Raw genomic sequence first — 13,922 nt, 5'->3', positions numbered from 1 at the left:
GGGCGGTTTTGCTCGGGCATGGTCCCCATCCTCGGCGAGCCAATGTATGCGCCTGGATTCCAGTTTTGCCGACCATGCTTGCGTAACCACGTTAGAACGGTCGTCTTGCCTTGAATCCCGTAACGCTCCTGAGCCTCTTTATAACTCAGCTCGCCTTTTTCGACCTGGTCGACGACCGACAATTTAAAAGTCATCGTGTAGTCCCGCTGGCTGCGTCTTTTTGCTGCTTCCATTACATCCTCCTGAAAATCGATCAGAAGGTGTAAACCCTATTCAGGACGGGACAGTAGGATCATAAAAGGGCCTCCCGGTCTTGCGCGGCTGCAACTTGCATAAGCCCAGCACACCCAAATCAGGCGCCCCACATACGCTTCGATCACTCGCACCAGATGGTCTGGTACCAGCTACTCCAGCGAAACCGGGAACAGACTGCCCTGGCTAAGCGCCTCACCTTGAATGTAATACATACGAAAATGCCCGTATCTCGCGATACGGGCATTTTCTATAACCACCGCTTAGACCGCTAGGTTTTCACACAGTCTGTTCGGCGGGGTTTTTCACAACACTGGCACAGATTACTGAACCTGTGCTTCAACCTCAGCTTCTACGCGACGGTTGATTTGACGACCTTCATCGGTGCTGTTGTCAGCAACCGGACGGGTTTCGCCATAACCAACCGAATCAACACGCTGATTTTCCACGCCGTACTGATTGACCAGCACGTCGCGAACGGCCTGAGCACGACGCTCGGACAAGCGCTGGTTGTATTGATCGGTACCCACCGAGTCAGTGTGACCTTCGACGGTGGTGCTGGTCTGTGGGTATTGCTGCATGAAGTCAGCCAGGTTCTTGATGTCGCTATAGCTCTCTTCACGAACACGGGCCTTATCGAAATCGAACTTGACGTCCAACTCAACACGAACCAATTCTGGTTCCGGCTCTGGTTCGGTATCGACGATCGGAGCCGGTGCCGGCTCAGGAGTCGGCTCAACCTGGGCGACCTGCTGTTGCGCGCCGCCACCGAAGTTCAAACCGACGCCTACGCCAGCCATCCACTCGCTGTCACCAGCATCGATGTTATGCATGCCATCGACGCTGGCTTTGGCGAAGAAGTTCTCGGTGAAGTAGTACTTCAAACCTGCTCCGATATTCGCGAAGGTGCTGTGATCGCGACCACTACGTGCAGCCTGGCCAATGCTCTGGTGAGCCATACCGGCGGAAACGTAAGGACGCAGACCTACGCCCGGCTGACCGAAGTGATAAGCCGCATCAAGAGAAGTCAGGCTGCCCTTGATGTTCTTGTGACCGCCGCCCGCTACTGGCTCGTCCGATGTGACGTCATGGTATTCACCATAGGACAGGCCCAGGGAGACATCATCGGTGAGAAAATAGCTGGCACCAGCGCCATAGAGCTCGCCTTCGTCTTCGAAGCCACGGGAGCTATCGGAGAAGTAATGCTTACCGAACGCTTCCACCTCTACGGCGCCTTGGCCCTGGGCCAGCGCGCTAACAGAAGTGGCGGCAACCAACGATCCAATTACAACGCCTAAGGTGTTTTTAAGCTTCATCCGTAAATCCCCATCTGGTGGTTAGTATCAGAACAATCTAAGGAAACCGGCTAACTAAGGCCCAAGCTGTTCGCTACCACTATGACAACTTCGAGCCGTTAAGTTTCAGCTATGCCGGAAAATTTTTCGCGAAGCTTATCAAGCGCTCGCTTGTAACGCATCTTCGTTGCGCTTAGCCCCATATGCATGATGTCGGCGATTTCCTGAAACTCAAGTTCTGCTACAAATCGCAGCACCAGAATTTCCCGATCTATCTGATTCACATGCACAAGCCAATGCTCAAGCCCTGTCTTCTCGGTGACGATCGGGGCCTTTTCGTCGGAGGCCTCTTCAAGCGGATCCAGGCTCAGCGCATCAAGCAACCGCCGTTTGCGCCGTTCTTTGCGGTACTGGGTAATACACTCATTGTAAGTAATGCTATATAGCCAAGTTTTAAACTTCGATTTTCCTTCAAAGTTTTTCAACCCGTACAATACTTTAAGCATTACCTCTTGACATACGTCGTCGGCGTCTCGGTCGTTACCAAGATATCGGGCGCATACATTGAAAAGAGTGCGCTGATATCGTCGCATCAGTTCTTCGTACGCACGCGTTATATGAAACAACTCGACATGGGCACGCTGCACCAGCTCTTCATCAGAAAGCTTGCGTGGGTCATAGCTCATGGTGGGCGGATGGGCTTTAGTCAAGACGCTTCGAACCGGCAATCAAGGTCGTGGCCACCATTCACAGGAGCCAGCGAAAAGGGGCGGCGCACTTTAGCAGATTACCGAGCCTAGCGGCTGCCGACACGCTGCTCCAGCAGCACTCTATTTGCAATCGAAACCAACTCGCCATCATCGGTAAGCAGCAAAGTTTTCGCTGTTCCGATTTCCTCGATCTCACCGTTCAGATCCAAGCCCTCGAGCCTGACGCGCTGCCCAACTTCGTAAAGTTCGCGTACATAGATGCCAGCGAGAATCTGGCTGACCAGCTCGCGACTGCCCAAGCCAAGCGCCAGCGCGACGGCGAGCCCTACGGAGATCAGGGCTATAGCGATTACGTAATTGAGCAGCTCGGTTTTTACTTCCAGTTGCCCAATTGCAACCGAAATACTGATAATTATCACCAGCCCTTGAGCGATGCGGCCAAGACCGCTGGCATATTCGAGACCAACACCTTCGGCAGCGCCTCGCACCAGACCGTTGACCAGCTGCGCCAACAGCACGCCGGCGAGCAGAATCAATGCCGCGCCGAATACCTTTGGCACGTAAAGCGCCAACATATCGAGGACCGCCGACACTCGTGCAAGCCCTAGGGATTCGGCCGCCGACACGAGAAAAACCAACAGCACGAACCAGTAAACGATCCTACCGATCAGCGCGGAGACCGGCACGCGGATTCCTCCACGGCCAAGCAGTTTGGTTACGCCCGTCCCAGCTACCAGCCGATCGAGGCCTACCTTTGCCAAGACCTTAGAGAGCAGCGTGTCCAACAGTTTGGCCACTACGAAACCGACTGCCACGACCAACAACGCACCAAACAAACGCGGAATAAAAGCGGCAATCGGCGCCCATAGCGCGCTCATTGCACCTATCAAGCTTTGGCTCCAGGGATCGAGTTCCATGATCAGTCAGCCTTTATCGAAGAAGAATTCGTGTGCCGACGCGTCACAGCCGACATATGCGGCGCGCTGCCGCTGAGTGCGATCAGTATCGCCTGGAGCCAATGGCCCATCAGGCCGAACAGATCGCCTGCACCCACTTGGCGATTGGCAGTCTTCAGGACACGATCCAGACAGGCATCGTCATCATGCGCAGACTGCGCATTGAGCATGTCTCGCAGCGACTCTTCAAAGGGATCGCGCATGTTCACCTCGCTTAACTATCTGACCTAGACGGCATATCAGCAGGCTCAGTCACATTCACACCCATTTCAGGCGCCGAAAAATCCACCACTGAAAACCTGCAACCGCACCGATCATTGCGCAAGCCAAGGCGAAACCGTACGGATTTTCCGATCCAGGAATGCCACCAACGTTGATTCCAAGCAGTCCGGTAAGAAAGCTCATCGGCAGGAAGAAGCCGGTGATAATGCCCAGCAGATACATGGTTTTGTTCATGCGTTCACGCATGCGCCGCTCTTCCGCCTCGAGAACGAGGTTGGCCCGTTCACGCACCAACTCCAGCTCCTCGAGATAGCGGATCAGGCGGTTGCTCAGCTCGTTCCAATAATCCGTATCGTCTTCGACGAACCATGGCAGCCGATTGCGAGTTAATTGACCGTAGATTTCGCGCTGCGGCAGTAAAAAACGCCGTAGGCTCGCGGCTTGCCGACGCAACGTGAGCATTTTGTCCTGAGGCGGCGTGTAACGCTCATCGGTTTCGATGCGATCCTCCTCCTCGTCCAGCTTCTCGGTCAGAGCCGCAACCAGATCGTCAACTCGATCAGTAAGCGCATCAGCCAGACCGAGCAGAATCTCCGAAGAGGTTTTCGGCCCAACACCTGCCTCCAACTGTTGTATTACCGCCTCGGTCGAACGCAGCGGACGCAAGCGGAGCGAAATGACCCGGCGCGCACCGGCGAATACTCTCAACGAGACCATATCCTCCGGCTCGGCGTCAGGATTGAGATTGACGCCACGCAGAAACAACAGCAGCTCATCGCCAGACAAGGCAAGCGACCGCGGTCTTGTGTTCTCCTCCAGTAGAACGTCGCAAGCGAAAGCACTCAAACCGCTGCGCTTGCGTAGCCAGCTTTGAGCGTCGGGCTGGCTACGGTCCCAGTGGAGCCAAAGGCTCTCCGTCTCGCGCAGTTCCAACGCAGCAAGATCCGCATAGGCGACCTGACGCGCCCCACCCTGCCCGTCCAGCACCAAGGCGTGCAACAACCCTGATTGAGCATTATCGTCAGACAGCATCTTCGCCTCTTCAAATTGCAAAAAACCCGGCAAAGCCGGGCTCGGTAAACGGAAGCTCGAATCAGTCCGGCATTTTCAGAGCTTCAGGCGAAACCACAATGCCATTGTTATCGGCGTATATGTAGTCACCAGGGCGAAACGTCACACCACAAAAAGTCACCGGGATATTCAGGTCACCAATACCACGTTTGTCAGTTTTCATTGGATGACTGGCAAGCGCCTGGACGCCGAGCTCAGTCTGCGAAATGACATCCACATCACGGATGCAACCGTAAATGACCATCCCTTCCCAGCCGTTGCGGGCAGCCTTTTCGGCCAACATATCGCCCAATAGCGCGCGGCGCAGCGATCCACCACCATCCACCACCAGCACCTTGCCGGCACCCTCTACGTCAACCTGTTCCCTTACCAGCGAGTTGTCCTCGAAGCATTTGATAGTGACGATCTGTCCGCCGAACGAATCACGGCCGCCAAAATTGCTGAAGATCGGCTCCACCACCTGAACCAGATCAGGGTAGGCATCGCACAGATCAGGAGTGACGTATTGCATAAGGAATCTCCTTCTCGAAAAACCGTTTCGGACCTCGCTGCCAGCCCGATTACCACCACAAATCCACGGAGAAAACCGCAGCGAATGGTGCGGCACATTGACGGGCCTGCCATTGACCACATCGAACCAGAGCATGCGCGCCTGACGGCAGCCATTCTGCAAGCGTAAAAACGACCGCATGCAACAAAACATGCACCCTTCGATTCACGACAAAAGGGGCGGAAGATCCGCCCCTTTTGTTCGCCTGGGATGTCAGTTGATTTCGGCGTCCGCCAGGAAGAACCAAGTATCCAAAACCGAGTCCGGATTCAACGAAACGCTCTCAATGCCCTGCTCCATCAGCCACTTCGCCAGGTCTGGATGATCGGAGGGACCCTGACCGCAAATGCCAATATATTTTCCGGCCTTGTTGCAGGCTTCGATCGCGTTGGCCAGCAGCTTCTTGACCGCCGGATTACGTTCGTCGAACAGATGCGCGATGATGCCCGAATCGCGGTCCAGCCCCAGAGTCAGCTGAGTCATATCGTTGGAACCGATGGAGAAACCATCGAAGAATTCGAGGAACTCGTCAGCTAGCAACGCGTTGGATGGCAGCTCGCACATCATGATGATGCGCAGGCCGTTCTCGCCACGCTTGAGACCGAACTGGCCGAGAATATCGATGACTTGCGACGCCTCACCCAAGGTGCGCACGAAGGGCACCATGAGCTCGACGTTGGTCAATCCCATCTCGTCGCGAACCTTGCGCATCGCGCGGCACTCAAGCTCGAAGCAGTCACGGAAGGATTCGCTGATGTAGCGCGAAGCGCCGCGGAAGCCGAGCATTGGGTTTTCTTCTTCCGGCTCGTAGAGCTTGCCACCAATCAGGTTGGCATACTCGTTGGACTTGAAGTCCGACAGTCGCACGATGACCTTCTTCGGCCAGAACGCAGCAGCCAGAGTACTCACACCCTCAACCAGCTTCTCGACGTAGAAATCGACTGGATCACCGTAACCGGCAATGCGCTTCTCGACGCTACCCTTGACGTCGGCTGGCAGTCCATCGAAGTTGAGCAAAGCCTTCGGGTGAACCCCGATCATGCGGTTGATGATGAATTCGAGACGGGCCAGACCGACGCCTTCGTTCGGTAGCTGGGCGAAATCGAATGCGCGATCCGGATTGCCGACGTTCATCATGATCTTGAACGGCAGTTCAGGCATGGCATCGACAGAGTTCTGACGGATATCGAAGCCCAGTTCGCCTTCGAAGATCAGACCGGTGTCGCCCTCGGCGCAGGTGACAGTGACGCGCTGGCCGTCCTTCAACAACTCGGTTGCGTTGCCGCAGCCGACGACCGCCGGAATACCTAGCTCACGGGCAATGATGGCCGCGTGGCAGGTGCGCCCGCCGCGGTTGGTGACGATGGCGCTGGCACGCTTCATCACAGGCTCCCAATCCGGGTCGGTCATATCGGATACCAACACGTCGCCCGGCTGGACTTTGTCCATCTCGGATACGTCGTGAATGATCTTCACCGGACCGGCGCCGATGCGCTGACCGATGGCACGGCCCTCGACGAGCACCTTGCCCTTTTCCTTCAGCAGGTAACGTTCCATGACGTTGCCGCTGCTGCGGCTCTTTACAGTCTCCGGGCGCGCCTGAACGATGTATAACTGATTGTCATCGCCGTCTTTGGCCCACTCGATATCCATCGGACGGCCGTAGTGCTTCTCGATGATCATTGCCTGTCTGGCAAGATTGGTGACTTCTTCGTCGCTCAGGCAGAAGCGCATACGCTCGGCCTGGTCGACATCGACGGTCTTGACCGACTTGCCGGCGCTGGCTTCTTCGCCATAAATCATCTTGATTGCTTTGCTGCCTAGGTTGCGGCGCAGGATTGCAGGACGGCCGGCTTCAAGCGTGTGCTTGTGCACATAGAATTCGTCAGGGTTGACCGCACCCTGCACCACGGTTTCGCCGAGGCCATAGGCGCCGGTGATGAATACGACGCCGCGGAATCCCGACTCAGTGTCCAGCGTGAACATCACGCCGGCGGTGCCCGTCTCGGAACGTACCATGCGCTGCACACCCGCAGACAAGGCGACCAGTTTGTGATCGAATCCCTGGTGAACGCGGTAGGCAATAGCGCGGTCGTTGAACAGAGATGCGAAGACTTCCTTGGCGGCACGAATCACGTTGTCGACGCCGCGAATGTTCAGAAAAGTTTCCTGCTGACCCGCAAAGGACGCATCCGGCAAGTCTTCGGCCGTGGCCGAGGAGCGGACCGCAACGGCCATTTGTTCGTTGCCAGCGGTCATCTCGGCAAATGCGGCACGGATATCGGCGTCCAGCTTAGGCGGAAATTCGGCGTCCATGACCCAACCGCGAATCTGCGAGCCGGCTTTGGCGAGGGCATTGACGTCATCCACGTCCAGCGCATCGAGAAGCGCATGGATCTGCTCGTTGAGACCGCTGAGCTCCATGAAATCACGATAGGCCTGGGCCGTAGTGGCGAAACCACCAGGCACCGATACACCCGCGCCTGCGAGGTTGCTGATCATCTCGCCCAGGGAGGCGTTCTTGCCCCCTACACGCTCAACGTCATGATTGCCGAGCTTATCGAGGGAAACTACGTACTCTACCAAGGTGATCACTCCACATGTTGTGTTGGAAACTCAGTTCGTGCCCATCCGAGGCACGGTGGTCTGGCCCTGCAAAATAAGTAACAATGCCCGCCAATCGAGGCTCGGCGAAGGGGCCTACTATAGCTGAGAACCGTTCTTGACTTAAGGTCCCAGGCGCAATGAAACGAACTGCATTTTTCATATCCGACGGTACCGGGATTACAGCCGAAACACTCGGCCAAAGCCTGTTGGCACAGTTCGAAACTATCAACTTCATCAAGCTCACCCGGCCATATATCGATACGGCTGAAAAAGCGCGGGCAATGGTACAGCAAATCAATAAAGCGGCGGAAAGCGACGGCGCGCGTCCGATCATATTCGATACGCTGGTAAACCAGGAGATTCGCGACATCCTGGCTGAATCTAATGGCTTCATGATCGACATTTTTTCGTCCTTCCTTGCTCCGCTGGAACATGAACTGATGTCACGCTCCTCCTATTCGGTCGGCAAATCGCACTCGATCAGCCATAACGCCAATTACATGGAGCGAATCGACGCGGTCAACTTCGCCCTGGACAACGATGACGGTGCTCGCACGCACTACTACGACAAGGCAGATCTGATTTTGGTCGGTGTCTCCCGGTGCGGCAAAACACCCACCTGCTTGTACATGGCGATGCAGTACGGCATCCGGGCCGCCAACTACCCACTGACCGAAGACGACATGGAGCGCCTGCAACTTCCGACCGCTCTCAAAACCCACCGAGACAAGCTCTTCGGCCTGACGATAGATCCGGACCGCCTGACTGCCATCCGCCACGAGCGTAAACCGAACAGTCGTTACGCCAGCTACGCTCAGTGCGAGTTCGAGGTTCGCGAGGTGGAAAACCTCTTCCGCCGCGAGAACATCAACTACATCAACTCCACACATTTCTCGGTGGAAGAGATATCCGCCAAGATTCTTGTCGAGAAGGGCGTCGAGCGCCGGCTCAAATAAGTGCCGTTTCGCTAGACAACAAAAAGTCCGCTTAGTGCGGACTTTCTGCATCAGACCTCTCGTTTTATAAGGCTGCCAAAATAGTCGAGCCCGGTTGATCATGAGCTGAACAGCTGCCGAGTCCGACGCTGGTAATCACAACCCATTACCCGGCACGCGCACCCAGCCTTCCATCAGAATCCGCGCGCTCCGGCTCATGCTTGCCTTCAGCACCGTCCACTCACCGTTGACTTGGCGGGCTTCAGCACCCACTCGCAAGGTGCCGGACGGGTGCCCAAACACCACTGCCGAGCGATCGCCGCCTCCGGCCGCAAGGTTGACCAGCGTGCCCGGAATCGAGGCCGCCGTTCCAATGGCGACGGCGGCCGTACCCATCATCGCGTGATGCAGCTTGCCCATCGATAGCGCGCGCACCAGCAGATCTATATCAGCGGCGCTCACGGCTTTGCCGCTGGATGAAACGTAGTCAGCTGGCTTGGCGACAAAGGCCACCTTTGGCGTGTGCTGACGTTTGGCAGCCTCGTCGAGAGTCGCGATCAGGCCCATGCGCAGCGCACCGTGGGCACGGATAACCTCGAACATGGCCAACGTCTTGGGATCCCCGTTGATAGCGTCCTGCAGTTCCGTACCGACGAAGCCGATGTCTTCGGCATTGATAAAGACGGTCGGGATACCCGCATTGATCATGGTCGCCTTCAGGACGCCGACACCGGGCACGTCCAGGTCATCGACCAGATTTCCCGTGGGAAACATCGAGCCGCCGCCCTCGCCTTCGCCCTCATCGGCGGGATCGATGAATTCCAGCACGATTTCAGCGGCCGGAAACGTCACGCCGTCTAATTCAAAATCACCGGTTTCCTGCACCTCGCCGTTGCTAACCGGCACATGGGCGATGATGGTCTTGCCGATGTTGGCTTGCCAGATGCGCACGATGCAGACACCGTCCCGAGGAATCCGATCTGGATCGACGAACCCCGCGTGCAGCGCGAACGCGCCGGCAGCCGTCGAGAGGTTGCCGCAGTTACCACTCCAGTCGACAAAGGCACTGTCGATCGACACTTGGCCATAGAGATATTCAACGTCGTGTTCAGGGCGTTCACTCTTGGACAGAATGACGCATTTGCTGGTGCTAGAGGTCGCGCCACCCATGCCATCGGTGTGCTTGGCATAGGGATCGGGACTGCCAATGATGCGCATGAACAGCTTGTCACGCGCCTCGCCCGGCACCTGCGCAGCAGGTGGAAGATCCTGCAGGCGGAAGAACACGCCTTTGCTGGTGCCGCCGCGCATATAGGTAGCCGGAATTTTCAGTTGCGGTGCATGGGCCATGGAAAACCTTCCTTATCAAATGCCGTGACCCACTGGCCACAGCACGAATTCAACATCAGGCGACGCTACCGCCTTGGGCGGCGCCGCCTAGCAACGCCCTCAGGATTGGTTGAGGAAATCCTTCGCGAAGCGCTGGAGCACACCGCCGGCCTCATAGATCGATACTTCTTCCGCCGTATCGAGGCGGCACGTGACTGGCACTTCTACACGCTCGCCATTCTTGCGCGTGATCACCAATGTCAGCGTGGCGCGCGGCGTCCACTCACCGACCACGTCATAGGTTTCGCTACCGTCGATACCCAGCGTCAGGCGTGTAGTGCCCGACCTGAATTCGAGCGGCAGCACGCCCATGCCCACCAAGTTGGTGCGATGGATACGCTCGAAACCTTCGGCCACGATCGCCTCCACACCGGCCAGCCGAACGCCCTTGGCCGCCCAGTCACGGGACGAACCCTGACCGTAGTCGGCGCCAGCGATGATGATCAGCGGCTGCTTACGCTGCATGTAGGTTTCGATCGCCTCCCACATGCGCATCACCTTGCCCTCCGGCTCGACGCGAGTCAGCGATCCTTTCTTCACCTGGCCGTCGACCACCGCCATCTCGTTTACCAACTGCGGATTGGCAAAGGTGGCGCGCTGAGCGGTCAGGTGATCGCCCCGGTGAGTGGCATAGGAGTTGAAGTCCTCTTCCGGCAACCCCATTTTCGCCAGGTATTCGCCAGCGGCGCTGTCCAGCAGAATCGCATTGGATGGCGACAGGTGATCAGTGGTGATGTTGTCGGGCAGCACCGCCAGCGGGCGCATGCCCTTCAGTGACCGCTCACCCGCCAGTGCGCCTTCCCAGTACGGCGGACGGCGAATGTAGGTGGACGTGGGTCGCCAGTCATAAAGGGGACTTTCGGCTTCTACCACGGTACCCAGATCGAACATCGGAATGTAGATCTGCTTGAACTGCTCTGGCTTTACCGAGGCTGCAACGATGCGATCGATCTCTTCATCGCTCGGCCATAGGTCCTTGAGCGTGACCGAATTGCCCGACTGGTCATGGCCAAGCACATCCTTTTCAATGTCGAAACGCACGGTACCGGCAATGGCATAGGCAACCACCAGCGGTGGCGATGCGAGAAACGCCTGCTTGGCATAGGGATGAATGCGACCATCGAAGTTGCGGTTCCCCGACAGCACGGCGGTGGCGTACAGGTCGCGATCGATGATTTCCTGCTGAATCTTTGGATCCAGCGCGCCGGACATGCCGTTACACGTGGTGCAAGCGTAAGCGACGATACCGAAGCCGAGCTGTTCCATTTCCGACAACAGGCCGGCGTCCTCCAGATACAGCTTGGCAACCTTGGAGCCTGGCGCGAAGGACGTTTTGACCCACGGCTTGCGCGTCAGGCCCAGCTCATTGGCCTTCTTCGCCAGTAGGCCAGCCGCAACCACATTGCGCGGGTTGGACGTATTGGTGCAGCTGGTAATCGCGGCGATGATTACCGCGCCGTCTGGCATCAGGCCCTGCGCTTCTTCGGCCAGTGCCTTATCCAGATCCGCGGCAATCCCTCGCTCATGCAGCGCGGACGTTGGCAAGCGACGATGAGGATTGGACGGCCCGGCCATGGTGCGTTCGACGCTGGACAAGTCGAATTCCAGCACCCGCTCGTATTCGGCATCAACCAGCGCATCGGCCCAGAGCCCGGTGGTCTTTGCGAAGTTCTCCACCAGCCCCACCTGTTCCGGCTCGCGCCCAGTCAGGATCAGGTAATCGATGGTTTGCTGGTCGATGTAGAACATCGCTGCAGTGGCGCCGTATTCGGGGCACATATTGGAGATCGTGGCGCGATCACCGATGGTCAGACTGGCCGCGCCTTCGCCGAAGAACTCGACGTACGCACCGACCACGCGCTCCTTTCGAAGAAACTCGGTCAAGGCCAGGACGATATCAGTACAGGTGATACCGGGCTGATGTTTGCCTGTCAGCTTGACGCCGACGATATCCGGCAAACGCATCATCGAGGCACGGCCCAGCATCACGGTTTCGGCTTCCAGACCGCCAACACCGACGGCAATCACACCCAGGGCATCGACGTGCGGCGTGTGGCTATCGGTTCCGACGCAGGTATCCGGAAAGGCAATGCCGCCACGGGCCTGAATCACCGGTGACATCTTCTCTAGGTTGATCTGATGCATGATGCCGTTGCCGGCCGGGATCACATCGACGTTCTTGAAAGCGGTCTTCGTCCACTCGATGAAGTGGAAGCGGTCCTCGTTACGACGCTCTTCGACCGCACGGTTCTTCTCGAATGCATCCGGATCGAACCCAGCAAACTCCACAGCCAACGAATGGTCGACGATCAGTTGGGTCGGCACCACAGGATTGACCTTGGACGGATCACCGCCTTGTTCGGCAATGGCATCGCGCAAGCCGGCCAGATCCACCAGCGCCGTCTGCCCGAGAATATCGTGGCAGACCACTCGGGCCGGGTACCAGGGGAAATCGAGGTCGCGCTTGCGCTCGATGATCTGCTTCAGCGAGTCGGTCAGCATGGCCGGGTCGCAGCGACGAACCAGCTGTTCAGCCAGCACGCGCGAGGTATAGGGCAGCTTGGCGTAAGCACCCGGCTGGATTGCTTCGACCGCTTCGCGGGTATCGAAGTAGTCCAGCTGTGTGCCGGGCAAGGGTTTGCGATGTTCAGTATTCATGCCGGAAGGACTCAATCCAGTAAATGTTCGGTGGAGAGGTTCGGAGGCCGGGGTCACAGCCTCCTCCTCTTTCGCTCAGCGCTCGGCGATGGGTACGACCTTGCGCTGTTCCGGCCCGACGTAGTCGGCACTCGGACGGATGATGCGGTTGTTAGCCCGCTGTTCGAAGACATGGGACGCCCAGCCAGTGACCCGCGAACAAACGAAAATCGGCGTGAACAGCTTGGTCGGGATGCCCATGAAGTGATACGCGGAGGCGTGATAGAAATCGGCGTTGGGGAACAGCTTCTTCTGTGCCCACATGGTTTCGTCGACAGCGACCGATACCGGGTAGAGGACGGTGTCGCCCACTTCTTCGGCCAGTTTCTTCGCCCATACCTTGATGACTTCGTTGCGCGGGTCGGACTCTTTATAGATCGCGTGGCCGAAGCCCATGATCTTGTCCTTGCGCTCAAGCATGCCGAGAATGCCCTGCACCGCCGATTCCGGCGAATTCCACTGCTGGATCATGTCCATCGCCGCCTCGTTGGCGCCCCCGTGCAGCGGGCCACGCAACGAACCGATCGCACCGGTGATGCAGGAGTACATGTCAGACAGCGTCGATGCACAGACGCGAGCGGTGAAGGTCGAGGCGTTGAATTCGTGCTCAGCGTAGAGAATCAGCGAAACGTTCATCACCTTGACGTGCAGATCGCTCGGCTTCTTGCCATGCAGCAGTGCCAGGAAATGTCCACCCAAGGTGTCTTCGTCGCTAGTGCATTCGATTTGCTTCTGCTCATGAGTAAAGCGATACCAGTAGCACATGATTGCCGGAAACGCGGCCAACAGGCGCTCGGCGACGTCGCGCTGCTGTTCGAATGAATGCTCGGGTTCCAGCGTGCCGAGCACCGAGGCGCCGGTACGCATGACGTCCATTGGATGGGCGTCGGCCGGAATACGCTCCAGCACTTCCTTCAGCGCCGCGGGCAGATCGCGCATCGTCTTCAGGCGAGCCTTGTACTCAGCCAGTTGCTGTGCCGTTGGCAGCTCGCCATAGAACAGCAGATAGGCCACCTCTTCGAACTCGGCTTGCGCGGCCAACTCCCGCACGTCGTAACCACGATAGGTCAGGCCGGCCCCGGTCTTGCCAACGGTGCACAGTGCTGTCTGCCCGGCAACCTGGCCACGCAGGCCGGCGCCGCTCAATACTTTTGCTTCAGCCATTGCTCTCTCCTTATTGGATTTGTTCTGGACTGCAAAGTCGCTCATCAGGTCGGGCAGGCAGCAAAGCTGCCCGC

At 57.5% G+C, this 13,922-nt stretch carries 11 protein-coding genes and 1 pseudogene; 1 reads left to right on the top strand and 11 read right to left on the bottom strand.

What is annotated here, in order from left to right; all coding sequences use genetic code 11:
- The 8 genes and pseudogenes from AC2LD7_RS18710 to ppsA all read right to left on the bottom strand — a co-directional run.
- Positions 1–233: pseudogene (locus AC2LD7_RS18710) on the bottom strand (IS3 family transposase); the annotation flags it as partial.
- A 342-nt stretch (positions 234–575) separates the two neighbouring features.
- Positions 576–1,568, bottom strand: coding sequence for an OmpA family protein (locus AC2LD7_RS18705; RefSeq protein ID WP_484599196.1), 993 nt, complete (start codon positions 1,566–1,568; stop codon positions 576–578).
- Positions 1,569–1,666: 98 nt separating this feature from the next.
- Positions 1,667–2,233 carry an RNA polymerase sigma factor SigX gene (sigX, locus tag AC2LD7_RS18700; RefSeq protein ID WP_484599197.1) on the bottom strand — a complete coding sequence of 189 codons (567 nt, stop codon included), beginning with the start codon at positions 2,231–2,233 and terminating at the stop codon, positions 1,667–1,669.
- 110 nt (positions 2,234–2,343) lie between these two features.
- Positions 2,344–3,174: a mechanosensitive ion channel family protein gene (locus AC2LD7_RS18695; RefSeq protein WP_484599195.1), complete on the bottom strand. Its 831-nt coding sequence runs from the start codon at positions 3,172–3,174 to the stop codon at positions 2,344–2,346.
- A gap of 2 nt (positions 3,175–3,176) precedes the next feature.
- On the bottom strand, positions 3,177–3,416 hold the full coding sequence (locus AC2LD7_RS18690; RefSeq protein WP_484599194.1) for a CrfX protein: 240 nt from the start codon (positions 3,414–3,416) through the stop codon (positions 3,177–3,179).
- Between the two features lie 55 nt (positions 3,417–3,471).
- Positions 3,472–4,467, bottom strand: coding sequence for a zinc transporter ZntB (locus tag AC2LD7_RS18685; protein ID WP_484599193.1), 996 nt, complete (start codon positions 4,465–4,467; stop codon positions 3,472–3,474).
- Between the two features lie 61 nt (positions 4,468–4,528).
- Complete coding sequence (gene rraA, locus AC2LD7_RS18680; RefSeq protein ID WP_484599192.1) at positions 4,529–5,017, bottom strand: ribonuclease E activity regulator RraA; 489 nt, start codon at positions 5,015–5,017, stop codon at positions 4,529–4,531.
- A 252-nt stretch (positions 5,018–5,269) separates the two neighbouring features.
- Positions 5,270–7,642 (bottom strand): phosphoenolpyruvate synthase, encoded by a 2,373-nt coding sequence (ppsA, locus tag AC2LD7_RS18675; RefSeq protein ID WP_484599191.1) that lies wholly within the window; start codon positions 7,640–7,642, stop codon positions 5,270–5,272.
- A gap of 158 nt (positions 7,643–7,800) precedes the next feature.
- Between ppsA and ppsR the strand changes: the two genes are divergently transcribed.
- Positions 7,801–8,619, top strand: a complete 819-nt coding sequence (gene ppsR, locus AC2LD7_RS18670) for a posphoenolpyruvate synthetase regulatory kinase/phosphorylase PpsR (RefSeq protein ID WP_484599190.1) — start codon at positions 7,801–7,803, stop codon at positions 8,617–8,619.
- Between the two features lie 135 nt (positions 8,620–8,754).
- Here ppsR and prpF read toward each other — a convergent pair whose 3' ends face one another.
- The 3 genes from prpF to prpC all read right to left on the bottom strand — a co-directional run bounded on the left by prpF (position 8,755) and on the right by prpC (position 13,848).
- Positions 8,755–9,948 (bottom strand): 2-methylaconitate cis-trans isomerase PrpF, encoded by a 1,194-nt coding sequence (prpF, locus tag AC2LD7_RS18665; protein WP_484599189.1) that lies wholly within the window; start codon positions 9,946–9,948, stop codon positions 8,755–8,757.
- A gap of 99 nt (positions 9,949–10,047) precedes the next feature.
- Positions 10,048–12,645 (bottom strand): Fe/S-dependent 2-methylisocitrate dehydratase AcnD, encoded by a 2,598-nt coding sequence (gene acnD / locus AC2LD7_RS18660; RefSeq protein ID WP_484599188.1) that lies wholly within the window; start codon positions 12,643–12,645, stop codon positions 10,048–10,050.
- 75 nt (positions 12,646–12,720) lie between these two features.
- Positions 12,721–13,848, bottom strand: coding sequence for a bifunctional 2-methylcitrate synthase/citrate synthase (gene prpC, locus AC2LD7_RS18655; RefSeq protein WP_484599187.1), 1,128 nt, complete (start codon positions 13,846–13,848; stop codon positions 12,721–12,723).
- Positions 13,849–13,922: the final 74 nt, after the last annotated feature.

Source organism: Stutzerimonas sp. (assembly GCF_982611455.1).
This window is presented reverse-complemented; position numbering and strand designations above follow the sequence as displayed.

Excerpts from the sequence above, each read along its gene's own strand:
- acnD (WP_484599188.1), bottom strand. The coding sequence starts at position 12,645 with ATGAATACTGAACATCGCAAACCCTTGCCCGGCACACAGCTGGACTAC.
- AC2LD7_RS18685 (WP_484599193.1), bottom strand. The coding sequence starts at position 4,467 with ATGCTGTCTGACGATAATGCTCAATCAGGGTTGTTGCACGCCTTGGTG.
- prpC (WP_484599187.1), bottom strand. The coding sequence starts at position 13,848 with ATGGCTGAAGCAAAAGTATTGAGCGGCGCCGGCCTGCGTGGCCAGGTT.
- prpF (WP_484599189.1), bottom strand. The coding sequence starts at position 9,948 with ATGGCCCATGCACCGCAACTGAAAATTCCGGCTACCTATATGCGCGGC.
- AC2LD7_RS18690 (WP_484599194.1), bottom strand. The coding sequence starts at position 3,416 with ATGCGCGATCCCTTTGAAGAGTCGCTGCGAGACATGCTCAATGCGCAG.
- rraA (WP_484599192.1), bottom strand. The coding sequence starts at position 5,017 with ATGCAATACGTCACTCCTGATCTGTGCGATGCCTACCCTGATCTGGTT.
- AC2LD7_RS18705 (WP_484599196.1), bottom strand. The coding sequence starts at position 1,568 with ATGAAGCTTAAAAACACCTTAGGCGTTGTAATTGGATCGTTGGTTGCC.
- ppsR (WP_484599190.1), top strand. The coding sequence starts at position 7,801 with ATGAAACGAACTGCATTTTTCATATCCGACGGTACCGGGATTACAGCC.
- AC2LD7_RS18695 (WP_484599195.1), bottom strand. The coding sequence starts at position 3,174 with ATGGAACTCGATCCCTGGAGCCAAAGCTTGATAGGTGCAATGAGCGCG.
- sigX (WP_484599197.1), bottom strand. The coding sequence starts at position 2,233 with ATGAGCTATGACCCACGCAAGCTTTCTGATGAAGAGCTGGTGCAGCGT.